Below are 23,151 nucleotides of genomic sequence, written 5' to 3'. Positions count from 1 at the left end.
GTGTTAATTAATGCCAGCCCAATGTAAAAAAGTTTGGCSGCTTAAGGCTTCAATTAAAAGTATCGCTGTGAAGCCAAGCATGGCAAAACGGCCATTGATCCTTTCGGCATAGGGGCTCCAACCAAAATCAGGAGCATCGTTTGTGGTGGCGCTGGTGGCCGGGGGGGTGGATTGATCCATGGGGATTGCTTATTTGATGTTTAGCKGGGGTCGAAAACGTAGCTTGCGGCCGGTATGAGGCTCCAGCCCCCTTGGCCATCAAGTTGTAAAACMGTGTCGTGGAATGCACTCAAGGTGGGGCGATGGCCCACGCTGATGAACGCCATTTCCCTTTGGGCTAATAAACCATAAAGCCTTTTTTCAGTGGCCACATCMAGGGCACTGGTGGCTTCATCCAGCACTGCAAATTGAGGGGAATTAAGCAACAGCCGAGCGAAAGCRAGCCGCTGCTGTTCGCCAAGGGATAGCAACCTGGGCCAATCCTGCTGAATACCTAGATTGGGATAGCGCTTAACCATGCCAGCTAAATTCACCTCCTCAAGAACATTGCGCAGTTGGGCATCGCTAAAGCGTTCTTGATCTAGGGGATAACAAAGCTGTTCCCGCAGGCTACCAAGCAACATATATGGCTTTTGGGGGATGAACATTAGTTCCCCCAGGGGCGGGCGATGCACCTCGCCGCTTTCACTGGGCCAGAGGCCACTAACAAGGCGCATTAGGGAGGTTTTYCCGCAMCCGCTTGGCCCCACCACTAAAACCCGCTGATTGATGGCAACTTCRAGGCTTATGTTYTTKATTARGGCCATATTTGTGCCCGGTGGTGTAACCGTGGCATCTCGCAAYACGATGGAGCCGCTGTGGTCGCCCCGCTCCTTGGCCTCTAGGGAAGGTGCCGGCAGTGATTCAATTGTTGATTGAAAACCCTCCAATCGGCTAATGCTTGCGGAAAAGGCTGTTAAATTTTCAATGTTATTAACAATAAAGCTWACKGAGCCAAACACTTGGCTAAAKGCTATAAATGATTGRCTGATTACTCCAAACTCTACGCCTTTAGCAAAGTAAACTGGTGCGATGACAATCCAGGGTAAGAAGCGGGAAAAGTAATCGTAAGACCTTTGGATCATATTGATTAAGGCTTGCCATATAATTAGGCGATCGAAGTTCTTAATCGCACCCCCTAGGCGCCGCTCMACCTCTAGGCTTTCTTGGGTTTCGCCTTTGTAAAATGCGATCGATTCAGCATTGTCTCTTATGTGTACAAGACCATAGCGAAAATCAGCCTCTARTTTTAATTGCTGGAAATTCAATTTAACYAGTTTGCGGCCGATRAAGATTATTATTGCCGTGCCGCCAACCGCGTAAACKAGGAGGGCGAAAGTTAGGGTTTTACTRATTGTCCATAAAACAATTATAAAGCTAAAGAATGTTAGCAAAGCCTCTAATATACCAACAATAAAYGAYAGGCTTGTGCCGGTAAAGTTTTTTGTGTCTTCGGATATTCGTTGATCTGGRTTRTCTACTTCCGCATTGCTTTCATCGTTGGGATTTAGTTGGTAATAGGCCCGATCACCCATGTAGCGATCCAGTAATCTTTTGGTGAGCCATTCACGCCATAGCAGSCCAAATTTAGGGATTATATAATTTTGTAAGGTGCGAATTGGCAGGGCTAAAAGTAGGCAAAAGCCGTAAATAGAAACAATCCGCCAAAATCCGGAGGCATCGTATGCAACTAGCGAATTATCGATATTTCTCGCAATAAAGCTGATGCCCACATTTATGCCRTTTAACACAAGCAGCAACAGGGCAATTACCCCAAGCAGTAGCCAGGGCAGCCARCGCCCYTGGCGCAATTTGTTCCTAAAGGCCACAAAGCAAGCGATGCTTGCGGCAAAAATAAGCATCATTACCGCRCCAGCAGGCCCCCCCCAGATGCCTGCCACCCTCTCCGGYACYCCCGGTAGGAAGCGGCTTTGTAACTGGGGAATCAAGGCGCCACTGGCYGCCACCACTCCAGTGAGCAAAAGCAGGGTTARCCCCACCACAATCCCCAACAGGGCAGCCACCAGCAATAGAAATTGCCARGAATTGGATTCTTCRCCCGGTAGGAAGTAGGGCTGGGCTAGGCGCTGCAGTTTCCCCAGCTGAATGCGCAAAGACTGAATGGGGTTACTCAAAGGTTGCTGATAACTGTGCAGCCATTCTGATGGTTTAACCSGGAGGCCAACTGAGGGGRCGGCCACCAATCACATGTAAATGCAAGTGGAACACCGTTTGGCCAGCCTCGGCKCCTGTGTTGATAACCGTGCGCCAAGCGGCTAAGCCCGCTTCTTTCGCCACCTGGGCTGCCACGAGCAGRAGGTGGCCCAGCAGGGCTTCCTGGCCCGCATCGGCCTCGTTTAAGCCTGCCAAATGCAGCCTTGGAATCACCAAAAGGTGAACTGGGGCTTGGGGTTGGAGATCTTTAAAAGCGATGCAGTATTCGTCTTCGTATACACGAGGAGCATCTATTTCCCCCCGCAGGATCTTGCCRAAAACCGTTGGATTGCTATCCGCCATTGGGATCGAGTTGCGTATCAATTGTCAGCATCTCAGCTTGGCTAGCAGCACACCTTTACCAAAGGCCCGTAACACGCTTCAATATGTTGCCGGCCAGTTGTGCCAAGTAATGCTTCATCTCCAGTTTCTGGAAGAGCTGGCCCAGCGTCGCCGCGGGCCGATCCGCAAGCGGCTAGAACCMGATTGGCGTGATGCCGGCATTGATCTGCTCTATTCCGTTAACCGCCTTGCCGACATGCTTGATGCCGTTGATGGCCCCAGTGATAAGCAAGCTCGCTCTGAATTGATCGACTACACCGAGGCATCAATTCGCCGCCTRGAGCGCATTCGCTATCGCYTAAGCCAGCGYGGGGCCTGAAAAAGCTAAACCGCACTAATTAAATTCAATAAATAAATGGATACAAATCAGCCCTGGGTGGAATCAATTCCCTAGTGGCTTAATTGATTTGCTGGCCTTTTGTTCCGGTGCTTGCCTGTTTGGTTTGGAGGCAAAGCCCATTCAGGTTGAGGTGGATCTAGCTCCGGGCCTGCCAGGTTTACAACTAGTTGGTTTAGGCGACACCAGCGGTAGGGAAGCCCGCGAACGGGTGCGTTCTGCCCTGCGCAACAGTGGMTTCCGCGTGCCCCAAAGCCGTGTGGTGGTGAGTATTGCCCCAGCTGATCTGCGCAAGGAGGGGCCCGGTTTTGATCTGCCGATGGCCCTTGCGCTTTTGATGGCAACAGGGCAGCAAAAACCTGAGCCATTGCAGGGGGTTTGGGCTACTGGGGAGTTGGGTTTGGATGGCAGTTTGCGGCCAGTGCGAGGCGTGTTGGCCATGGCCMAGGCGGCGCGCAAAGCCGGGGCTAAAGCCTTGATCGTGCCCAMTGAAAACGCTCTGGAGGCCTCCTTRGTGCAAGGCCTAGAGGTTTTGCCCGCTAAGGGGTTAACCCAAGTGGTAGCTGCTTTGGCCGGCAGCCAAGCCTGGGGCACTGCTGAGTTACCAAGGCTTCCATCGCCGTCGCCCTTGGCATCAGCCCCTGATCTGGCAAGCGTTAGRGGGCAATTACATGGCCGCCGCGCCTTGGAAATTGCCGCCAGTGGCGGCCATCATTTGCTTTTTATTGGTCCRCCCGGTTGCGGAAAAACACTGCTGGCCCGCTGCTTGCCAGGTTTGCTGCCCCCCCTTGGCCACGAACAGGCCCTAGAGCTCACTCAAATCCATTCGGTGGCTGGTTTGTTGCCTGCTGGGGCAGGCTTGCTGCGCCAACCACCATTCCGGTCACCCCATCACGGCTGCAGCGGGGTTGCTTTGGTGGGTGGTGGCGCTTATCCAAGGCCAGGGGAGCTYTCCTTAGCCCAYAGGGGAGTGCTTTTCCTAGATGAGCTGGCTGAATTTCGCCGTGATGTGCTCGACCATTTGCGCCAGCCATTGGAAACCGGCATGGTTCATCTGGCGCGGGCGCGATTTTCCCAGTCCTTTCCCTGCCAATTGCTTTTAGTTGCAGCCACAAATCCATGTCCCTGTGGCTGGTGGGGCGACCAAACCCGCACCTGTAGCTGCGGTGAACGCTTAAGGCGCCAGTATTGGTCGAGGTTGTCGGGGCCGCTGCTGGATCGCCTTGATCTGCAGGTGTTGCTTGCCCCCCTGAGCCCTGCTGAGCTAACCGAAGTGGGCGAACAACCATTGCACCAGAGCAGTGCTCAAGTTGCKARGCGGGTTTTGCAGGCAAGGGAGAGGATGAAGTTGCTGAATCCGATGGGCCTTAGCAACGCTGAAGCTCCCCTTGAAGCAATGAAAGGCCGCCTAAAACTGCAGGGGGCAGCCAAAAATCTTTGGCRGGCAACTTTGGARCGTTTGTGTTTATCSGCCCGCAGTTCCTGCAAGGTTTTGCGGGTTGCCCGCACGATTGCAGATTTAGATGAARYGCAAATGATTGAACCGGTGCACATCGCCGAGGCGCTCACCTATCGCCCCCTAGATCGACAGGCAGCTCAGTTGTAGCCAACTCCATAGGTTTCCACCCACACTTGCCCTTTGGGTCTGGTGTCGCAGGTMATGGAGCCATCGGGATAGCTGCGGCAGTTGTCGCTACCCAGCTGGCTTTGGGTATCCCAAGGATCTTGGTTGTAAATAATCGTTTGATTGAGAATATCCGCCTTTACGAAACCAGCCGAAGCMACGGCAAGGCTGGTAAGGGCAATGGCCAGGCAGAGTTTTAAGGCCATTGGCTCAACGACGCCTGCGCCGTTGTTGAGCTTTGCGTTTGTATTTTTCCACCGGTGTTTCATGGTGGCGCAAGCGTTTTAGGTCGGCAAAAATGCCCGCCTTAGACACCTGGCGCTTAAAGCGCCGCAGGGCCGATTCAATTCCTTCGTTTTCGCCAACGGTAACCTGCGTCATGAATGGATTGGGGTGCCCATAAACCAGCCCATAACCCTATCAAAAAGCCTGTTTTTGTTCAGGCATGGTTTCACGGTAAACATACACATGGCCCAGGGGGCGCCTGCCGAAGTGGCGCCGCATCAGCTTCCAGCCCGGTTCAAACTTGAGTTCCATAAAGCCACTGCCGCTGCCCCCTGCCCGGGCCAGTAGCAGAGCTAGCCCATCGGGGCTGTGGCCCATGAGCAGGGCTTCACCCGCCTGATGGCTAACGGTTAGGCGCATATCGGAGCCAAAGTCGCGCTTGCCCACCCGCACGGAATAGCCATTGCTGTCTATGTAGCGATTGCAGATCCCGGTGAAATCGAATGTGCCCAAAAGTGGGTTTACCACTGTGGGCTTGTTGCCTGAACGGGCAAAGCAAGGGCGGCGATCGCTCACCTGCTCATAGATGTTTAATTGCGAGTTGCTGCCGTCGCCGATGGGTGCCGCCACAAGAATGAAGCGTTCACTTTTCACCTCTTGCGCCTGGAAAAGGCTTGCAAAGGCTGGTGTGCAGTAGAAGCTGCTGAGGCCGGCAACCAMTGCGGCCAAAAATTTTGCACTGCGGCTTTGGCTAAACACAAACAATTGGCAGAGGGGCTGATCGTATAAGTGGTTAGGGGTTGGCGAAAGGTGGGTTAGGCCGGAGAGTTAATACGAATAGCTACCAACAGCGCRAYAGCACTGCCCGGCAAGCAGGCAGCAAGGATGGCGCTGGTAAGGCCCACCCCCAGGTCGGGCTCTCCATAGGCGAGTTCAAAAACACAGCCTGTTGCTGCAATGCCGCTGAGGCAGGCCAAGGCCAAGAACAATCCAGCAAGGGGTTTCATTGGCATGGTTCAAGCAAGCGGTTGTACGTGGGCACTGTTCAAGCCCAAYCGCTGCAGTTCACTATTTAGTGAAATCTCATCGGTTACCCGATCCACAAACAGCACACCTTTGAGATGGTCTAGCTCATGCAGGATGCASCGGGCTAACAAACCATCGGCCTTGCGTCTTTGGGGCCTGCCRAGTTCATCTCGATAGCTGATTTCCACTCGGCTGGGGCGCACCACCTGCAAATACACGCCTGGAATACTTAGGCAACCTTCTTCGTAGGTGTCTAGTTCCTCGCTGGTATTTGATATTTCTGGATTGATCAGCACCAATGGCGGGTTGGCGGCTTCCTCCGGCTCCAGATCGATCACCAACAACTGTTGCTGCACYCCCACCTGCGGGGCTGCAAGGCCAATGCCTTTTGCTGCATACATGCTGCGCAACATGTTGCGGGCAAGATCGCGGATGCTTTCATCCACGCGGCTGATGCGTTTGGCCGATTGCCTCAGTTCCGTGGCACCCAAGGTGTGGATCCGTGGCGAAGCTGGCTGCTCATCACCCTTTGGCACCATCACGGTGGAGTTTTGGCGTTCYGATAAACGCGCTAGTGAAGCGAAATCAAGGGCCAATGCCATCTGTTGCTCTTAACAGCATCCTAGGCAGCAGTGGCAGGTGCAAATGATGGCGAATATCAAGCTTCAAGCAGCAGAGGTTGTGGCAGCAAGCCTTGCCCTTAAGGAACCCTTGCTCAGTGGTAACCGCTTGTTCTGGTTAGAGCAAAGGCCAGCAGAGAGGGGACGCACCACCTTGATGCTGCAGTGCAATGGCCWAGCCCCCCAAGAGCTCACCCCAGCGCCTTTCAATCTGCGTACCCGCATCCACGAATTTGGCGGCGGTTGTTTTGCTGTTGCTGCTGATCAGGTGGCCTTTATCAATGGCGGCGACGGTGCCATTTGGCTAATTGAATTGGCAGCTAATTCGCCCCCGAAGCAACTCACGCCGGCAAGAACAGAGCCCAGCGGTGGCTTTGCTGGTGGCCTAATCGATGCCAAACGCCAACGCTGGATTGGGKTACTGGARGAGGCGGAGCAGGACCATTTGGTGGCTGTGCCATTGGCTGGCGGACCTGCACAGCYRTTRCGGGCGGCYGCCGATTTCTGTGGTTATGCGGTTCTTTCCCCTAGCGGCCAGCAATTGGCTTGGCTCGAGTGGAATTTGCCCTGGATGCCATGGGAGCGCACTGAGCTTTGGTGGTCTGCCCTTGGTGAAGCAGGCGAATTGCTGGAGCCCARATGCCTTGCGGGGGGAGATCGGGAACCGCAATCGTTATTTCAGCCCCTTTGGGCATCTAACACTGAATTGCTGGTGGCCTCCGACCTAAATGGCTATTGGAATGTGCAGAGCTTTTCTGTTGATGCCAAAACTGGCAAAACCAAAGCCCCGATTTGTTTAGGACCAAGGCAGGCGGAATGTGGMATGCCCCAATGGGTTTACGGCATGCGCACGCTTGCCGTGGGMGCTGAAAATCTGCTGGCTTTGTTTTGTGATCAGGGCCAATGGCAGCTCTGCCGCCGCCCGCTGGATGGGAGCCAGGGGTTTGGTTGGCAAACCATTCCTTTGCCCTTTAACGATTTGGCAGTGCTATCGGCTTCCGGAGATCGGCTTGCTTGCCTCGCCAGCAGCGCGCAGCAAAAGGAGGGGTTACTGCAACTCCAAATTGCGAGTGGCAAATGGAGCCATTCCGCAGGGCCAGCAACTGAGCAGGCAATTGCGCCGCAATCAATTTGGTTTGAAGGCGGTGATGGTGAGCAGAGCCAGGCTTGGTTTTACCCAGCGATGGCTAGCGATGGGGGGCCAGCTCCACTTCTTGTGCGCAGTCACAGTGGTCCCACCGCCATGGCCAGGCCTGGTTTTAGTTTGGCTAACGCCTTCTGGAATAGCCGCGGCTGGGGGGTTGTAGACGTTAACTACGGYGGTTCCACCGGTTTTGGCCGCCAATATCGCCAAAGGCTGGATGGCAACTGGGGTGTTCTTGATTCTGCCGATTGCGCGGCAGCCGCAAAAGCTTTAATTRCCAGCGGTGCTGCTGATCCTGCCCGCATTGCCATTGAAGGCGGCAGTGCGGGCGGTTTCACCACCCTGGCGGCCCTGGTAAGGGAGCCGGTTTTTAAGGCCGGCGTTTGCAGGTATGCCGTGGCCGATGTGGAGGCATTACAAAATCAAACCCATCGTTTTGAATCGGGTTATATCGAGCGGCTGATTGGTCCCTGGCGCTGGCCTGGAGCGGCGGYACTAACCAAACCGGTGCTCTTTTTTCAAGGTTTGCAGGATCGTGTTGTTCCACCCCAGCAAACRGAGGCAATGGTGAATGCCTTACGTCAGCAAGGACAAACCGTTGAGGTGGTTTTCTTGGAGGCTGAGGGCCATGGTTTTCGYAGTGAGCTGATTAAGGGGCAGATCCTCGAGCACACAGAACGGTTTTTCGAGCGGATGTTGCCAGCTTCTTAAGGATTTAATGGCCAGGAAGMGCTTAGATTTAACTCAGAAATTTTTTAAACTGTGTTGCTTCGCACCTCCGCGGCTTTTCTGCTTGGCTCCCTAGCAATGCTGGCTGCGGGGCCAGCTTTCAGCCAAGCCGGTATTGATAATGCCCAGCAAAGGGCTGCAAATTTGGCTCGTAATACGGCGGTGAAGCTAAATGGTGGCCTTGTGAAATACAGGCCTGCGGCCTGCATGTTTGTTATTGGCGGCACCCCTTGCTTAGTTAAAAGCGATGGCAAGGGTTTCCTTTTTCGTTTCGAAGGTGGTGGCCCCGCCTGGCAGCAACTAAATCAACCCCCCACCACCCTCACTGAGGTGTTGGTWGATCCCAGYGGCAGGGAGGTTATTGGCACCCCAGTTAACAAAATTCTTACCCCTGCAGCAAAGCCATAAGAGCCTYAGCCCAGTTTTGATCGCARTWAAGCCTTTCTCGGCGGGTGAGGCTTAGGGCGATGTGCTTCTCCTGGTAAGCCGCTTCGTTGCTAAAAACAGTAAACAGTGGTGCGGTTTGATCCGTTTCAAATAAATCCACAGTTCCGTTTGGTTTAAGGAAAAGCGGATCTCCTTTTTTAATTGGGCGCCAATCGCCCTCTAAACGTTTGGGATGGAGGCAAGCCGTTGGAACCCCCGCCCCATCCCTTGGTAGATCAACACTGCCCAGATGRCGGTGCACCCAAAGGAATTTGGGTAATTTCAAGTTGCCAAGCTTGGCTTTGGCAAGCACCTCCAGCAGGCTGTTAACACCAAGGCGGGTTTGGGCGCAGATCTTTGGGCACAACACCCCTTGGGCTACCGGCCCCACCTCTAAAACCAAGCCGCAAGGCCAAGCTTTAACCATAAAACCGTCTTGTTTTGCATCGGAGCCATGCAGGTAAATAGGTAGGCCCAAAGCGCTTTGGCAGGCTGCCGCTAGGGCTAAATCCGCAGGCCTCTCCCCATAGATAACCAGGCAGGCACCCATGGCTGCCGTGGTGCTGTGCAGATCGATCAGCACTGGCGTGGGTGTGTTTCCTTCTGGCCCATATAAAGAGAGGATCTGCCTAGCTCTTTGCAATTCCCATTCCTGGTTTGTTGCGTTTTGGAGTAGGTCGCTGCGGAAACTACGGTTTAAATCGCGATCGATATATCTGCGGTTTTGTGCCAAGGCCGTGGGATTGCCCACCAAGGTGATCACCTCAAGGCCTTGTTTTTGCAGTTCCTCTGGATATTGCTGCCAGTGGTGATGCAACCAGGGGGCATTKGGTTCATTGCCATGGGTGCCAGCCACGAGCAAAACCCGTGCAGCTGAAGGGATCGGAGCCACGGGCATCAAAATCAGAGGAATTAAGCCACTTTGGCCAGGTCTTTAGTTGTTTTGCCCACTCCCAATTCGCGCAGTTCTTGGGCCAAGCCATTGAGCACCTGTTTCGCATCCCCAAAAATCATTGAGGTGTTGGGGCACTCAAACAAACTGTTGCGAATGCCGGCATAGCCAGCGCCAAGGCTGCGTTTAACAACAAACACCGTGGCAGCCTCCTCCACATGCAGCACCGGCATGCCRAATAGGGGGCTTGAAGCATCAGTGCGTGCTTGCGGATTCACYACATCGTTGGCCCCAAGCACGATCACCACATCGGTGCGGGGGAAATCAGGGTTGATGGCCTCCATTTCAATTAGCTGGTCGTAGGGCACATCGGCTTCAGCGAGCAGCACATTCATGTGGCCAGGCATTCTTCCCGCCACTGGATGGATTGCATAACTCACCTCAACGCCATGGCGCTCCAGCAGTTGGGCCACTTCTTTGAGGCTGTGCTGAGCTTGAGCTACGGCAAGGCCATAACCAGGCACAAAAACAACCCTTTGAGCTTGCTCAAGGGTCATGGCACATTCCTCAGGGCTGCAGGAGGTAACGCCGCTGTATTCGCCTTGGTCGGCACTGGTGGCGCTYGCACCACCAAGGGCACCGCCAAATAAAACACTTGTAAGCGAGCGATTCATGGCATTGCACATCACTTGGGTGAGGATCAASCCAGCGGTRCCCACCATGGCTCCCGCCACGATCAAAAGCTCACTGCCCACAACAAAACCGGCTGCTGCTGCAGCCACCCCTGAGTAGGAGTTCAAAAGGGAAATAACCACGGGCATATCAGCACCACCGATCGGCAGGGTGAGGCCCACCCCCAGCAGTAGGGAGAGCAGGGCAAGCGGAAGCAGGGCAATTGAGTGGCCGCTGCAAACCCACCAACCCAAAGCGAGGGCGCTGGCAGCAGTTAGGCCATTAACCCAGTGCCTTGCTGGTTGCAACATCCATGCGGGGGTTTGCAGCCATTCCTGCAGCTTTGCCATTGCCACCAGGGAGCCACTAAACGTGATTCCCCCCACCAGCACGGAAACAACGATCGAAACCAGGGCTAACAACCCGGTTTGAGTTGGTAAGGCAGCAGCGGCTAAAGCCACCAGCAATGAGGCCATACCACCGCAGCCATTGAAAAGTGCCACCAGTTGCGGCATGGCTGTCATGGCAGCTTTTTGGGCAACCAAAACCCCAAGCAGGCTGCCGGCAACAGCACCGGCCAAAAGCCAGGGCCAACCCTGTAGGCCCTGCTGGAGTAATAATCCCAGCACGGCAATGGCAAGGGCTAGGGCCGCTAAGCGATTGGCAGCGCGGGCGGAACGCACCTTGCCCAGCCCCTTAATGCCAAGGGCTAGCAGCAAAACCGCCGCCAGATCAAGGGGAGCATGGGTTAGGGGCAACCAGCTCAGATCGTTGAAGGAGTTGATGTTGATCATTGGTCGTTGCGACGGCGGAACATGGCAAGCATTCGGTCGGTTACTAAAAATCCACCAACCACGTTGAACAAGGCAAAGGCGAGGCTCACGGCACCCATTGCTTGCAGCAAGGGGGTTGGCGCCTCTGCGATCAGAACTATTGAGGCCAGCAGGGTGATGCCGCTAATGGCATTTGCGCCGCTCATCAAGGGGGTATGCAGGGTGGGGGGCACCTTGCCGATCAGTTCAAGCCCCAAAAGGCTGCCCAGCAGCAGCACCCAGAGGGCTTCATTCAATGAAAGGGCGTTGTTCATGGTTTTACTCCTTCTTCTTGTTTCCAGTTGGGTACTAAATCGGTGCGWCGCAGCGCCCCCGCAAGGCTCACTAGGCATGGATCGAGCAGAGGATCCTCGGGATCGAGGTTTAGCTCCCCTGTTTTTGAGATAACCACTTCTAAAAGCGCTGCCACATTGCGGGCATAGAGGCTGCTGGCGTGGTGGGGAACCGTGGCCGGTAAGCGATCAGCACCTATTACTAAAACTCCTTTGTGGTTGATGTTTTCTCCCACTTGGCTCAATTCACAATTTCCACCTTGGGCCACGGCAAGGTCCACCACTACTGCGCCAGGGCGCAGTAGTTCGGTGATCTCCTTGGTTAGGAGAAGAGGTGCTGGCCTGCCAGGCACCTGGGCCGTGCAAATAACCATGTCTATATCTGTAAGTTGTTCGGCTAAACCCTGGCGTTGAGCTTCAAGAAAAGCTGCCGTTGCCTCTTTTGCATATCCGCCCTGCTCACCAGGCACCCCTTGCACTGGCGGTTCAATGAAACGAGCACCTAGGGATTCCACCTGCTCCCTAGCCGCGGGGCGCACATCACTCACCTTCACCACTGCGCCAAGCCGCCTGGCCGTAGCTACCGCCTGCAAACCGGCAACACCGGCACCGATTACCAAAACCTTGGCAGGTTGCACGGTGCCGGCTGCTGTCATCAGCATCGGCATATATCGATCCAAGGCCGCGGCCGCCAGCAACACCGCCTTGTAGCCGGCGATATTGGCTTGGGATGAAAGCACATCCATGCTTTGGGCCCTGCTAATGCGGGGCAGCAGTTCTAGGGAGATGGCAGACAGCTTTTGGCCTTGCAGGAGCTGCAGCAGATTTTCATTGCCGTGGGGAGCTAACTGACCCACCACYAARGCTCCAGCTGAAAGCTTGGGTTGCTCCAATTGCAGGGGCCCAACGGTTAGTAGCAGGTTTGCTTCTGCCCAAACAGCGCTGTCTTGGGGGGAAGCCAATTCGGCCCCCGCGGCGCTGTATTGCTCATCAGAAAAACCTGAGGCAGTGCCAGCACCTTTTTCCACAACGCACAGCAGTTGGCGTTTGGCCAGGGCCCTAACTGTGTCTGGGCTTCCAGCCACCCTTGTTTCAGCTCCCATTTCCTTGGGAATTAACACCTTGAGCATTGGCAACAGCAACGGTTTCACTATTCACAACAACTGCTATGGGATTCGGCCACCCCGGGGCAGGTCATGTGTGGGCTTGCGCACAGCGGAATGCTTCGTTGCCCCCTTTTAATGCGCCAGGAAGGGAATCAGTGGATAACCTTGGCTTTGCTGAGGACCAACCAAATCATGAAGTCCATCGACGAGCACATCGCCAAGGACCAAGACAAAATTGCTGAAGCTCGCGCCAAGGGAGACGAAGCAATGGTGCGTCACTTGGAGGAAGAGCTGGAATCCCTAAAGGAATTCAAAGATCACCACCCAGAAGACGACCACGACCCCACATCCTTAGAGATGTATTGCGAGAACAATCCCGAAGCCGCTGAGTGCCGCATCTACGACGACTGAAGCGGTTTCTGCTTCAAACATCCTCGTTGTAGGAGGCCGGGGTGTCGGTTACACGGCAAACCACGGCCTCTCCGGGTTCCATTTCCACAACTTTTGCCACGGGGCGGCCCAGGCTCTTCAAAACCTCCACGTCTGCCATGGTTTGGCAACGGGCGATGAGGGTGCCCTCTTGGTCGAAGCAACAGAAGAATTTCACGAAAGCAAATCAAGAGAGCTCCCACCATTTATGGCGAGCAGATCGATTCTGGGCAACGCGGCCACTTGTTAAATCTGGTTCCCCGAACCACCGATGGCCCTTTCTCAAGTGGCATGTGCCACTTTCCTGTTGACAGTGCCTTCCTGTGGGATATGATTCATTGGTGCGCAGTTCTCGGAGCTCGGTTCGCCCGGCCCCGTGTTACTGTTCACAAGTCGCCGAAGGGCGACGCACCTGGACAACCGAAAAGCTTAAGGAACCGACGCTTTTGTCGCGTTTTTATCGCAAGCTGATTTTTGCTACTTGAAATAGAGCAAAAACTGGCGTGTGATTGAAACGGATATGCGACAAAGGTGTGAGGTCCCGTCAAAAAGAAACAAGCGAAAGCTATCTAAGGATCAATTTGCGGTTCTCACGACTGCGAGTTGAGGTAAAGCTGGGTAGTGGACGCACCGGAACTGAGTTCCACGGAGAGCTGTGGATTGCACTGAGGAGTGTAATCGACRCATAGCACTTTTCTGAACCTTCCGAGAGGAAGAGAGCTTATGAACTGCAACTGAAACAGTGTTGCGGGTCGAGCTAAGCACTTTGAGAAAAAATCAAAGCYAATAAGTTCAATATTGTTTAGTAGTTATGATYTATTGTAGCTAYTAAGTATTTATTGTTCTTTTTGTTCTGATCCATTCAATAGGGGGTGTTTACAACGGAGAGTTTGATCCTGGCTCAGGATGAACGCTGGCGGCGTGCTTAACACATGCAAGTCGAACGAACCTTCGGGTTAGTGGCGGACGGGTGAGTAACGCGTGAGAATCTGCCCTCAGGAGGGGGATAACGGCTGGAAACGGCCGCTAATACCCCATATGCCGAGAGGTGAAATGAATTTCGCCTGAGGATGAGCTCGCGTCTGATTAGCTAGTTGGTAGGGTAAAGGCCTACCAAGGCATTGATCAGTAGCTGGTCTGAGAGGATGATCAGCCACACTGGGACTGAGACACGGCCCAGACTCCTACGGGAGGCAGCAGTGGGGAATYTTCCGCAATGGGCGCAAGCCTGACGGAGCAACGCCGCGTGAGGGATGAAGGCCTCTGGGCTGTAAACCTCTTTTATCAAGGAAGAAGATCTGACGGTACTTGATGAATAAGCCACGGCTAATTCCGTGCCAGCAGCCGCGGTAATACGGGAGTGGCAAGCGTTATCCGGAATTATTGGGCGTAAAGCGTCCGCAGGCGGTTTTACAAGTCTGTCGTTAAAGCGTGGAGCTCAACTCCATTTCAGCGATGGAAACTGTAAGACTCGAGTGTGGTAGGGGCAGAGGGAATTCCCGGTGTAGCGGTGAAATGCGTAGATATCGGGAAGAACACCAGTGGCGAAAGCGCTCTGCTGGGCCATAACTGACGCTCATGGACGAAAGCCAGGGGAGCGAAAGGGATTAGATACCCCTGTAGTCCTGGCCGTAAACGATGAACACTAGGTGTCGGGGGAATCGACCCCCTCGGTGTCGTAGCCAACGCGTTAAGTGTTCCGCCTGGGGAGTACGCACGCAAGTGTGAAACTCAAAGGAATTGACGGGGGCCCGCACAAGCGGTGGAGTATGTGGTTTAATTCGATGCAACGCGAAGAACCTTACCAGGGCTTGACATCCTGCGAACCTCTGGGAAACCGGAGGGTGCCTTCGGGAGCGCAGAGACAGGTGGTGCATGGCTGTCGTCAGCTCGTGTCGTGAGATGTTGGGTTAAGTCCCGCAACGAGCGCAACCCACGTCTTTAGTTGCCAGCATTTAGTTGGGCACTCTAGAGAGACCGCCGGTGACAAACCGGAGGAAGGTGTGGATGACGTCAAGTCATCATGCCCCTTACGTCCTGGGCTACACACGTACTACAATGCTACGGACAAAGGGCAGCAAACTCGCGAGAGCTAGCAAATCCCATAAACCGTGGCTCAGTTCAGATCGTAGGCTGCAACTCGCCTACGTGAAGGAGGAATCGCTAGTAATCGCAGGTCAGCATACTGCGGTGAATACGTTCCCGGGCCTTGTACACACCGCCCGTCACACCATGGAAGTTGGCCATGCCCGAAGTCGTTACTTCAACCCGCAAGGGAGGAGGATGCCGAAGGTGGGGCTGATGACTGGGGTGAAGTCGTAACAAGGTAGCCGTACCGGAAGGTGCGGCTGGATCACCTCCTAACAGGGATATTAAACATTGAATGATGATCATCAATTTTGTATGGTCCATTTAACTGTTCATCTCTAGGTCGATCGGTACCTCAATRACCCTTTAATTTTAAGTAATCTAWTTATTTAGTTYACTTAATTATTAATGTGGTTATCTCGGTCCTTAAGCTTGTCTAGGTCACACCCCATAGCTGCTAAGCTATGGAGATGGGCCCGAAAGGGTTCCTGGGCCATTAGCTCAGGTGGTTAGAGCGCACCCCTGATAAGGGTGAGGTCCCTGGTTCAAGTCCAGGATGGCCCATTCAACATCCCCAGGGATGATTGGGGGTTTAGCTCAGTTGGTAGAGCGCCTGCTTTGCAAGCAGGATGTCAGCGGTTCGAGTCCGCTAACCTCCATCGAACATTTGTGATCTAGAAGGTAATGGTGAAACCAGCCTCGTTTGATTCTTCAATCATTAAGTCCATRTTTTGGCCTTATTTGAGAAGTTCAAACGATGCTGGGCTCAGCAATGGGTTCAGCAAAGAACCTTGACAACTGCATAGGTGAATCTGGAAATAAGCATCTAACAGATGAYCCAGAAGAASGTWTTGTAAACGAAAGTTTRCTTTATTTTCTAATGGATCAAMCAATTCTGTAGAAAGCCGAGATCTAGCTTTATTGGGGAAACTCTTCTTTCACGAGGRGAGTGAAACTAATTTAGTTAGATAATAAAATGGTCAAGTTACAAAGGGCTCACGGTGGATACCTTGGCACACAGAGGCGATGAAGGACGTGGTTACCTGCGATAAGTCTCGGGGAGCTGGAAACACGCTTTGATCCGGGAATTTCCGAATGGGGCAACCCCTAGAACGGCTATCTGAATACATAGGGTAGCTCGAGCCAACCCAGCGAACTGAAACATCTTAGTAGCTGGAGGAAAGGAAAGTAAAAACGACTCCCTAAGTAGCGGCGAGCGAACGGGGATAAGCCTAAACCGATGTTCTCGAACATCGGGGTTGTGGGACAGCAACGTGGACCTATGAAGTTAGGAGAAGCGCTTGAATGGCGCGCCATAGAGGGTGAAAGCCCCGTATCCGAAAATGGATTAGGCCTAGCTGTATCCCGAGTAGCACGGAGCACGTGAAATTCCGTGTGAATCCGCGAGGACCACCTCGTAAGGCTAAGTACTACTGTGTGACCGATAGCGCAACAGTACCGCGAGGGAAAGGTGAAAAGAACCCCGGGAGGGGAGTGAAATAGAACATGAAACCGTGAGCTTACAAGCAATGGGAGTCCGACTAATCGGATGACCGTGTGCCTGTTGAAGAATGAGCCGGCGACTTATAGGCACTGGCAGGTTAAACCGGGAATGGTGGAGCCATAGCGAAAGCGAGTCTGAATAGGGCGATAGTCAGTGTTTATAGACCCGAACCCGGGTGATCTAACCATGGCCAGGATGAAGCTTGGGTGATACCAAGTGGAGGTCCGAACCGACTGACGTTGAAAAGTCAGCGGATGAGCTGTGGTTAGGGGTGAAATGCCAATCGAACCCGGAGCTAGCTGGTTCTCCCCGAAATACGTTGAGGCGTAGCGTCTGGTGCTCCAGCAGGGGGGTAAAGCCACCGTTTCGGTGCGGGCTGCGAGAGCGGTACCAAATCGATACGAACTCTGAATACCCTGTGTGTAGCCAGGCAGTCAGACTGTGGGGGATAAGCTCCATGGTCGAGAGGGAAACAGCCCAGACCACCAGCTAAGGTCCCAAAATTACCGCTGAGTGATAAAGGAGGTGGGGTTGCCCAGACAACCAGGAGGTTTGCCTAGAAGCAGCCATCCTCAAAGGAGTGCGTAATAGCTCACTGGTCGAGCGATCCTGCGCCGAAAATGAACGGGGCTAAGCGGTATACCGAAGCTGTGGATTTATGGTAGGGGAGCGTTCTATGTGGGGCGAAGCGTTAGCGTGAGCGGGCGTGGACTGCATAGAAGTGAGAATGTCGGCTTGAGTAGCGAAAACATGGGTGAGAATCCCATGCCCCGAAACCCTAAGGGTTCCTCCGGTAGGCTCGTCCTCGGAGGGTWAGTCRGGACCTAAGGCGAGGCCGAAAGGCGTAGTCGATGGACAACAGGTCAACATTCCTGTACCGATCATGTTTTGGGAAGGGGGACGGAGAAGGCTAGTTCAGCCGGATGTTGGTTACCGGTTCAAGCGTTCGAGGCGTTGAGGAGTGGTGAAAACACTCTGAGCTAAGGCGTGAGTACGAGCTCCCACGGGAGCGAAGTGAATGACGTCATGCTTCCAAGAAAAGCCCTATACCCGTTAAGGCATGRTTGCCTGTACCCGAAACCGACACAGGTAGGGTGGTAGAGAATACCGAGGGGCGCGAGGTAACTCTCTCTAAGGAACTCGGCAAAATGGCCCCGTAACTTCGGGATAAGGGGTGCCACCGCAAGGTGGTCGCAGTGAAGAGGCCCAGGCGACTGTTTACCAAAAACACAGGTCTCCGCTAAGTCGTAAGACGATGTATGGGGGCTGACGCCTGCCCAGTGCCGGAAGGTTAAGGAAGCTGGTCAACGTAAGTGAAGCTAGCGACTGAAGCCCCGGTGAACGGCGGCCGTAACTATAACGGTCCTAAGGTAGCGAAATTCCTTGTCGGGTAAGTTCCGACCCGCACGAAAGGCGTAACGATCTGGGCGCTGTCTCGGAGAGAGGCTCGGCGAAATAGAATTGTCTGTGAAGATGCGGACTACGTGCACCTGGACAGAAAGACCCTATGAAGCTTTACTGTAGCTTGATATTGTGTTCGGGCTCTGAATGCGCAGGATAGGTGGGAGGCTTTGATCATTAGCTTGCGGGTTAATGTGAGCCACTGGTGAGATACCACTCTTTCAGAGCTAGAATTCTAACTTTCACCCGTTATCCGGGGAGAGGACATTATCTGGTGGGCAGTTTGACTGGGGCGGTCGCCTCCTAAAAGGTAACGGAGGCGCGCAAAGGTTTGCTCAGGCTGGTTGGAAATCAKYCGACGAGTGCAAAAGCAGAAGCAAGCTTGACTGTGAGACCAACAAGTCGAACAGGGACGAAAGTCGGSYTTAGTGATCCGRYGGTWCYGMRTGGAAGGGCCRTCGCTCAACGGATAAAAGYTACYCTRGGGATAACAGGCTKATCTCCCCCAAGAGTYCACATCGACGGGGAGGTTTGGCACCTCGATGTCGGCTCATCGCAACCTGGGGCTGAAGTMGGTCCCAAGGGTTGGGCTGTTCGCCCATTAAAGCGGTACGCGAGCTGGGTTCAGAACGTCGTGAGACAGTTCGGTCCATATCCGGTGCACGCGCAAGAACATTGAGAGGAGTTCTCCCTAGTACGAGAGGACCGGGAGGAACGCACCTCTGGTGTACCAGTTATCGTGCCAACGGTAAACGCTGGGTAGCCATGTGCGGAGTGGATAACCGCTGAAAGCATCTAAGTGGGAAGCCCACCTCAAGATGAGTGTTCTCATGGCATAAGCCAGTAAGGTCACGGGAAGAACACCCGTTGATAGGCTCTACGTGGAAGCGCAGTAATGCGTGAAGCGGAGGAGTACTAATAGACCGAGGGCTTGACCATAAAAATCTCAGCAGATACTGAATTGTTTGAATTCGGTTGAGATGTAAGTTTCCAGAGCTAYCTCTAGTTTTTAGTTAAACTAGATTTTGTTAACCTATGCAGTTCTCAGGGCTCAGCCTTGAGGGAAAGTTATTAGTTAGAAATAGCTAATAGCTATCCTGGTGTTCATGGCGCAGTGGAACCACACCGATCCATCTCGAACTCGGAGGTGAAACGCTGCTGCGGCGACGATAGTTGGGGGGTGGCCCCCCGCGAAAATAGCTCAATGCCAGGTAAAAATTTCCTTAAATCAGATRGGTCTMTTTAGATCTGTTCCTTAGCCACCCCACAGCGGGTGGCTTTTTTTATGGGTTTGYTTCCTATGTTTAAGCAGTTTTCACGCCTTGYCATTAGGCAATCCAAACTGGTTATTCGTTTGTGGAATCGCCATGGTTGTGTTGATCTAAGTGCCGCCTTTGCTTTCCATAGTCTTCAATCTATATTTCCATTTTTATTGCTTTGTTTAGGTATTGCAGCTAGGTTATTTGGCCAGGCTGATGGTGCCTTAAAGCAAATTATAGATTTTACAGAACAAGTTTTACCTGATGGTAGTAGTGCATTAATTGCTGATATTTTAGAAACCTTAATTCGGCAAGGTAGGGCCGCTGGAGTTGTTGGTGCAGTRGCTCTATTGATAACAGCTAGTAATGCCACCCTWTCTTTGCAGCGTGGTTATGACCGCCTTTGGATGGGATTACATGATTCGCCGCAAGTTAGTAATTCTTGGCAATGGCACCTTAGKGATTTGTTGCTGCAACGGTCAAAGGCAATATTTGGCGCATTATTGCTTTCTTTTTTGTTATTAATYAATCAACTCACCACACCATTTAAGTTGATTTGGCATAGTATCTGGTCTTCATTGGCCAGTTGGTCTTTAGTGTTGCCTGAATTTTGGCAAATTCCAGCACGGTCAGCCACCTCAATATTTTTTAGTTGGCTAGGTTTATGTTTGGGAATAATTGTATTACTTAGTTTTTTGCCCCGCAGGCGACCACCCCTTGCGGTGCTTTGGTCTGGTGCTGTGTTAGTGGCAACTCCACTTACCCTATTGAACCCATTATTAGGGAGATTGTTGATCTGGCTATCTTCCAGATTTTTTGCCTATGGTTTGGTGGGAGGGGTAATTGTGCTAACCCTTTGGGTGTGGTTACTTGGTTTGATTCTTTATTTTGCTATGGCCTGGACCGTTGCACTGGCYAGGTCTACAAAAAATGTGCCTTTMWATCCAACAGCATAACTTCCTTAGTCCAATACTATAACTTCGGCGATTTCTATTGTTTCAAAATTTCCCCGTTGTTGTTGATGGCGTTTCGCAAATTTAATTAGTGCWACACCTGCTGTGCGCATCATTAAGGCGTTTAATCCCCCGCTTAAAATTGCCCCCCCGAGTGGAATTAATCTGCCCATATTCCACACGCCTCTATTAAGGATAGTTGTTAGTGCCTTTTGCCTTAATACTCTGCTGATTGCTCTTTCACCAAGCTTGCCACCAACAAGCCTCAGCAGTTCATTAACGCTTAAACCCAACACAGCAGCAAGCAATAATGGTTGTTCRCTTTCTTCACTAATATTGAATTCGAAAATTGATAAAATTGCTGCTGCTAATTCAAYTTCAGCATATAAAAAATATAGGAGGTCTCCCCCTCCCGCCGCAAGGCTAATTACACCGCCSATACTTGATGCAGCTCCACTGCCAGCTGTTCGCCACATCGCAGATTGGATTACTGTTTCGCTCAATTCATCCTGTGATTTATTTGGGTATTTTTGTTTTAGTTGTTTTGCCCATGCCACTCCTTGGTTTTGGGCGCGTTTCAGCGCTGCTGAAATTATTGGAAAATCAAGAATATTRTTTGATTTATTCATTGATTTTYAGCTATTGATTTCKAGTGATTCTTCTTGTTTTATTCTGTTTAGGTGTCTTTCTCGCAGGGCAAGAAATAGGGGTGCCCCAGCTGCAAAGGCAACACTAATACTTATTAATATTGGCCATTGGCTGTGTTTCATCCCAATGCGTTTGCTTTCTGTAATCATCCAAATCAAAATTGCAGTAGCACCAATTGCTAGGTCCCAGCTGAGTGATTGGCCGGCCGCATTGCTCGCGGCATCCGTTACGAATTGAGCCAGTTTAAAGCCTCCATAGGTTTGGATGAATTGCCAATTCGCTTGCTGAGTTAGCACTAGCCCGGCTAAGGCGAGGCTAAAATAAATTACTTGCCTTAGGTTTGATCCATTAATTAGGGGGCTGGTTYTTGAACTTGTTGTATTTATAACTACATCGGTATCCAGATCTATTTTTACATCTATATCTTGAGCTAATTTGTTATCCATCGGTGTAATTCTGATTTGTTAGCTCGCTGATTGTAAAGCCATCGGGATCGAGTTGTTTGATGTCTTGGACAACTTKCTCCAGCACACCCCGGCAGTGCTTCTCTAGCTCCAGGGCCTCTGCATAGAGCTGCGGCAGCTCCTCCAGGGGGATTTGCTCGCTCTGCAAAGCTTCGATCAGTTTATTTAAAGCAGCCTGCGCTTCGGCATAGCTGAGTTGCTTCTGGTTTGATTTTTTCATGGTTGTTTGAGCCAGTTTTTTACCGTGAGCCCAAGTTGTCCACCGCTTAATTGGGCTGTTAAGGCGTCGCCGCTTTTAAGCCCCTCTCCACTGCGGATMACCTTGCCATCTGTTCCCTTGAGAATTGCATAGCCCCTGCTTAAAAGCCTCTGGGGGGAAACCGCCTGCCGCAGGTTGATCAGGTTGTTTAGTTGCCAGTGGTTTTTCTCCAAACGCCTCTCAATCAAGCTTTGGCATTGCTTGGTTAGCTTTTTTTGCTGGTGTACCTCCCATAATCTCAGCATGCGGTTTTGTGGATACAAACGCCATTGCATTCCCATCTGTTGGAGCTGCTGGGCTTTATGGGTTCGATCRGGCAAAAGGGCAACGATGGCGGCAGTGGGTGTTGCAGCCCGCTGATCARCAACTAAATCAGCAACTGTGATGTCRTCTTCATGGCCGATTCCAGTGATGGTTGGAATCGGACACCGGCTTAGGCAGCGAGCTAACGCTTCGCTGTCAAAAAGGGCAAGATCCTCCCTGCTGCCGCCACCCCTTGCCAAAACCAATGCCTCAATTCCGAGCCGCTGCCAGTGCTGTTCAAGTTTTTCAAACACAGCGCAGATTGCATCTTCCCGATCCCCTTGCACAGGTATGGCAACTACCCTGATGGCACACGCAGGCCAGCGTTGTTGGGCGGTGCGCAGCAGATCGGCAAGGGCTGAACTTGGCACAGCCGTGAGCAGGGCAATGCAACTAGGAAATTCTGGTAGCGCCCGTTTGCGCTCGGGWGCAAGCAAGCCCTCCTCAGTTAATTTCGTTTTCACAGCCTCAAATCGACGCAGCACCGTAGTGAGGCTGGGCCTGATATCGAGCACCTGCACACTCAGGTTGGCCCTTGCTACCCAAAAATTCAACTTGCCAACAACTAYTACCCCATCGCCATCTTCAGGGCAATAGTTAAGGCGTTGCAGAGTGGAAGCCCATGCCACCGCTTGGATCGTGGCATCTCCATCCGTAAGGCTGAACCAAAGATGCCCCTTTTTGAGCACAGGCTTCAGCACTGCAGCTTCGATTAAAAAGCGGGGGGCAAAAGCACGTTCGAGCAGYACCCCAATTGCTTCATTGAGTTCACGAACGGAGTAKCTGGGTAGATCCATTAATGCTTCAGTTGCTTGTAACAATGCCAACACCAAACACTGGCGGCGCTGCCTAATACCAACACCACCTGMCCCCAGGTGGTGTTGCAGCGCACAAGACCCACAAAGGTAATTGCAATGGCACTGCTGAGAATCCTTGAGCCATCACGGCGGTTTTGAACGAACAGCCCCATGGCACCTTGTATTAACCCAATCACCATATCTAGCTGCCCGCATTAAAAAAGGGCCTTGCGGCCCTTAGGGGAATWGCTTTTTAAATGTTGATTCGTAATTGGATTACGGGGAATCAACCTAAACCGATTTGGGCCAGGATGCCTTGGCCGGTTAGAAGTTCTGTAGCAAGGCCAATAACGAAGCCCATCATGGCAAGACGGCCATTCCAGGTTTCAGCGAAGCTCACAAAACCGAAGCGTGACTGGGAGTCGGACATTGGTGCRAAGGGGTGAACTGCGTGAATTGTAACGTTTCTTGGCGCAAAGTTGACAGTATCCACGGAAACACTTTTTGCGCATATCAGGAATTGACATTGGCGCCGTTCTGAACTA

Annotated in this window: 24 protein-coding genes, 2 tRNA genes and 3 rRNA genes; 11 read left to right on the top strand and 18 right to left on the bottom strand. The window is 52.5% G+C overall.

Translation table 11 applies throughout. The features are described 5' to 3' along the window. Nucleotides 1-3: 3 nt before the first annotated feature. Genes C7K08_RS01135 through C7K08_RS01125 form a run of 3 tightly spaced genes read right to left on the bottom strand, consistent with a single transcriptional unit; the run spans nucleotide 4 to nucleotide 2,556 of the window. The gene (locus C7K08_RS01135) at nucleotides 4-180 is read right to left on the bottom strand and encodes a chlorophyll a/b-binding protein (RefSeq protein ID WP_106498804.1); all 177 of its coding nucleotides are present in this window, start codon (nucleotides 178-180) and stop codon (nucleotides 4-6) included. Nucleotides 181-200: 20 nt separating this feature from the next. Next, the gene (locus C7K08_RS01130) at nucleotides 201-2,174 is read right to left on the bottom strand and encodes an ABC transporter ATP-binding protein/permease (protein WP_241536949.1); all 1,974 of its coding nucleotides are present in this window, start codon (nucleotides 2,172-2,174) and stop codon (nucleotides 201-203) included. A gap of 34 nt (nucleotides 2,175-2,208) precedes the next feature. Next, the gene (locus C7K08_RS01125; protein ID WP_106498803.1) at nucleotides 2,209-2,556 is read right to left on the bottom strand and encodes a histidine triad nucleotide-binding protein; all 348 of its coding nucleotides are present in this window, start codon (nucleotides 2,554-2,556) and stop codon (nucleotides 2,209-2,211) included. Nucleotides 2,557-2,593: 37 nt separating this feature from the next. On the opposite strand from C7K08_RS01125, the gene C7K08_RS01120 reads away from it, so the two are divergent. Together C7K08_RS01120 and C7K08_RS01115 are read left to right on the top strand one after the other, a co-directional pair. Further along, nucleotides 2,594-2,914: a hypothetical protein gene (locus C7K08_RS01120; RefSeq protein ID WP_133165133.1), complete on the top strand. Its 321-nt coding sequence runs from the start codon at nucleotides 2,594-2,596 to the stop codon at nucleotides 2,912-2,914. 124 nt (nucleotides 2,915-3,038) lie between these two features. Further along, nucleotides 3,039-4,538: a YifB family Mg chelatase-like AAA ATPase gene (locus tag C7K08_RS01115; RefSeq protein WP_341272120.1), complete on the top strand. Its 1,500-nt coding sequence runs from the start codon at nucleotides 3,039-3,041 to the stop codon at nucleotides 4,536-4,538. On the opposite strand, the gene C7K08_RS01110 is transcribed toward C7K08_RS01115, so the two are convergent. The 5 genes from C7K08_RS01110 to def all read right to left on the bottom strand — a co-directional run bounded on the left by C7K08_RS01110 (nucleotide 4,529) and on the right by def (nucleotide 6,403). After that, the gene (locus C7K08_RS01110; RefSeq protein ID WP_106498800.1) at nucleotides 4,529-4,762 is read right to left on the bottom strand and encodes a hypothetical protein; all 234 of its coding nucleotides are present in this window, start codon (nucleotides 4,760-4,762) and stop codon (nucleotides 4,529-4,531) included. The genes C7K08_RS01115 and C7K08_RS01110 overlap by 10 nt on opposite strands. A gap of 4 nt (nucleotides 4,763-4,766) precedes the next feature. Further along, on the bottom strand, nucleotides 4,767-4,937 hold the full coding sequence (gene rpsU / locus C7K08_RS01105) for a 30S ribosomal protein S21 (RefSeq protein WP_010304532.1): 171 nt from the start codon (nucleotides 4,935-4,937) through the stop codon (nucleotides 4,767-4,769). A 39-nt stretch (nucleotides 4,938-4,976) separates the two neighbouring features. Further along, nucleotides 4,977-5,510 (bottom strand): DUF3747 domain-containing protein, encoded by a 534-nt coding sequence (locus C7K08_RS01100; RefSeq protein ID WP_241536948.1) that lies wholly within the window; start codon nucleotides 5,508-5,510, stop codon nucleotides 4,977-4,979. Nucleotides 5,511-5,596: 86 nt separating this feature from the next. After that, nucleotides 5,597-5,794: a hypothetical protein gene (locus C7K08_RS01095; protein WP_106498799.1), complete on the bottom strand. Its 198-nt coding sequence runs from the start codon at nucleotides 5,792-5,794 to the stop codon at nucleotides 5,597-5,599. A gap of 3 nt (nucleotides 5,795-5,797) precedes the next feature. After that, complete coding sequence (gene def, locus C7K08_RS01090; protein WP_106498824.1) at nucleotides 5,798-6,403, bottom strand: peptide deformylase; 606 nt, start codon at nucleotides 6,401-6,403, stop codon at nucleotides 5,798-5,800. A gap of 52 nt (nucleotides 6,404-6,455) precedes the next feature. Here def and C7K08_RS01085 point away from each other — a divergent pair, with 52 nt between their 5' ends. Continuing rightward, on the top strand, nucleotides 6,456-8,282 hold the full coding sequence (locus C7K08_RS01085) for an alpha/beta hydrolase family protein (protein WP_106498823.1): 1,827 nt from the start codon (nucleotides 6,456-6,458) through the stop codon (nucleotides 8,280-8,282). Nucleotides 8,283-8,336: 54 nt separating this feature from the next. Next, nucleotides 8,337-8,708, top strand: a complete 372-nt coding sequence (locus C7K08_RS01080) for a hypothetical protein (RefSeq protein ID WP_241536947.1) — start codon at nucleotides 8,337-8,339, stop codon at nucleotides 8,706-8,708. Here C7K08_RS01080 and C7K08_RS01075 read toward each other — a convergent pair. From C7K08_RS01075 to C7K08_RS01060, 4 genes are read right to left on the bottom strand one after another with little or no spacing between them, the layout of a single operon-like run. Next, nucleotides 8,686-9,618 carry an aspartoacylase gene (locus C7K08_RS01075; RefSeq protein ID WP_241536946.1) on the bottom strand — a complete coding sequence of 311 codons (933 nt, stop codon included), beginning with the start codon at nucleotides 9,616-9,618 and terminating at the stop codon, nucleotides 8,686-8,688. The genes C7K08_RS01080 and C7K08_RS01075 overlap by 23 nt on opposite strands. A 20-nt stretch (nucleotides 9,619-9,638) precedes the next feature. Further along, entirely contained in the window at nucleotides 9,639-11,084 is a 1,446-nt protein-coding gene (locus C7K08_RS01070) for an NAD(P)(+) transhydrogenase (Re/Si-specific) subunit beta (protein WP_106498796.1), read from the bottom strand. Beyond that, nucleotides 11,081-11,377 (bottom strand): NAD(P) transhydrogenase subunit alpha part 2, encoded by a 297-nt coding sequence (locus C7K08_RS01065; protein ID WP_106498795.1) that lies wholly within the window; start codon nucleotides 11,375-11,377, stop codon nucleotides 11,081-11,083. The genes C7K08_RS01070 and C7K08_RS01065 overlap by 4 nt, the downstream gene beginning before the upstream one ends. Further along, on the bottom strand, nucleotides 11,374-12,525 hold the full coding sequence (locus tag C7K08_RS01060; RefSeq protein ID WP_193464798.1) for an NAD(P) transhydrogenase subunit alpha: 1,152 nt from the start codon (nucleotides 12,523-12,525) through the stop codon (nucleotides 11,374-11,376). The genes C7K08_RS01065 and C7K08_RS01060 overlap by 4 nt, the downstream gene beginning before the upstream one ends. A gap of 168 nt (nucleotides 12,526-12,693) precedes the next feature. Here C7K08_RS01060 and C7K08_RS01055 point away from each other — a divergent pair, with 168 nt between their 5' ends. Continuing rightward, the gene (locus C7K08_RS01055) at nucleotides 12,694-12,912 is read left to right on the top strand and encodes a CP12 domain-containing protein (protein ID WP_106498821.1); all 219 of its coding nucleotides are present in this window, start codon (nucleotides 12,694-12,696) and stop codon (nucleotides 12,910-12,912) included. Between the two features lie 13 nt (nucleotides 12,913-12,925). Here C7K08_RS01055 and C7K08_RS01050 read toward each other — a convergent pair whose 3' ends face one another. Then, complete coding sequence (locus C7K08_RS01050) at nucleotides 12,926-13,108, bottom strand: hypothetical protein (RefSeq protein WP_106498794.1); 183 nt, start codon at nucleotides 13,106-13,108, stop codon at nucleotides 12,926-12,928. 700 nt (nucleotides 13,109-13,808) lie between these two features. Here C7K08_RS01050 and C7K08_RS01045 point away from each other — a divergent pair. From C7K08_RS01045 to C7K08_RS01020, 6 genes are all read left to right on the top strand, one after another. Further along, nucleotides 13,809-15,294, top strand: a 16S ribosomal RNA gene (locus C7K08_RS01045). 214 nt (nucleotides 15,295-15,508) lie between these two features. Further along, nucleotides 15,509-15,582: transfer RNA gene (locus C7K08_RS01040), tRNA-Ile, on the top strand. Between the two features lie 22 nt (nucleotides 15,583-15,604). Continuing rightward, nucleotides 15,605-15,677: transfer RNA gene (locus C7K08_RS01035), tRNA-Ala, on the top strand. A gap of 319 nt (nucleotides 15,678-15,996) precedes the next feature. Beyond that, nucleotides 15,997-18,862: ribosomal RNA gene (locus tag C7K08_RS01030) — 23S ribosomal RNA — on the top strand. Between the two features lie 157 nt (nucleotides 18,863-19,019). Next, nucleotides 19,020-19,136 (top strand): 5S ribosomal RNA (gene rrf, locus C7K08_RS01025). Together the 16S, 23S and 5S rRNA genes with 2 tRNA genes alongside form the textbook arrangement of a ribosomal RNA operon. A 72-nt stretch (nucleotides 19,137-19,208) precedes the next feature. Then, nucleotides 19,209-20,138: a YihY/virulence factor BrkB family protein gene (locus tag C7K08_RS01020; RefSeq protein ID WP_106498793.1), complete on the top strand. Its 930-nt coding sequence runs from the start codon at nucleotides 19,209-19,211 to the stop codon at nucleotides 20,136-20,138. 632 nt (nucleotides 20,139-20,770) lie between these two features. Here the strand turns inward: C7K08_RS01020 and C7K08_RS01010 are convergent. The 5 genes from C7K08_RS01010 to C7K08_RS00990 form a co-directional block, all read right to left on the bottom strand. After that, on the bottom strand, nucleotides 20,771-21,229 hold the full coding sequence (locus C7K08_RS01010) for a DUF2834 domain-containing protein (protein WP_106498791.1): 459 nt from the start codon (nucleotides 21,227-21,229) through the stop codon (nucleotides 20,771-20,773). Next, nucleotides 21,222-21,467: an exodeoxyribonuclease VII small subunit gene (gene xseB / locus C7K08_RS01005; RefSeq protein WP_106498790.1), complete on the bottom strand. Its 246-nt coding sequence runs from the start codon at nucleotides 21,465-21,467 to the stop codon at nucleotides 21,222-21,224. The genes C7K08_RS01010 and xseB overlap by 8 nt, the downstream gene beginning before the upstream one ends. Then, nucleotides 21,464-22,606 (bottom strand): exodeoxyribonuclease VII large subunit, encoded by a 1,143-nt coding sequence (xseA, locus tag C7K08_RS01000; protein ID WP_106498789.1) that lies wholly within the window; start codon nucleotides 22,604-22,606, stop codon nucleotides 21,464-21,466. The genes xseB and xseA overlap by 4 nt, the downstream gene beginning before the upstream one ends. Further along, nucleotides 22,606-22,779, bottom strand: coding sequence for a hypothetical protein (locus tag C7K08_RS15935; protein WP_162842878.1), 174 nt, complete (start codon nucleotides 22,777-22,779; stop codon nucleotides 22,606-22,608). The genes xseA and C7K08_RS15935 overlap by 1 nt, the downstream gene beginning before the upstream one ends. 113 nt (nucleotides 22,780-22,892) lie before the next feature. Then, complete coding sequence (locus C7K08_RS00990) at nucleotides 22,893-23,036, bottom strand: chlorophyll a/b-binding protein (protein WP_106498787.1); 144 nt, start codon at nucleotides 23,034-23,036, stop codon at nucleotides 22,893-22,895. Nucleotides 23,037-23,151: the final 115 nt, after the last annotated feature.

Source organism: Synechococcus lacustris str. Tous (genome assembly GCF_003011125.1).
Classification (GTDB): Bacteria; Cyanobacteriota; Cyanobacteriia; order PCC-6307; family Cyanobiaceae; genus Synechococcus_D; species Synechococcus_D lacustris.
The sequence above is the reverse complement of the archived record's forward strand: the minus strand, read 5'-3'. Positions and strand labels throughout refer to the sequence as shown.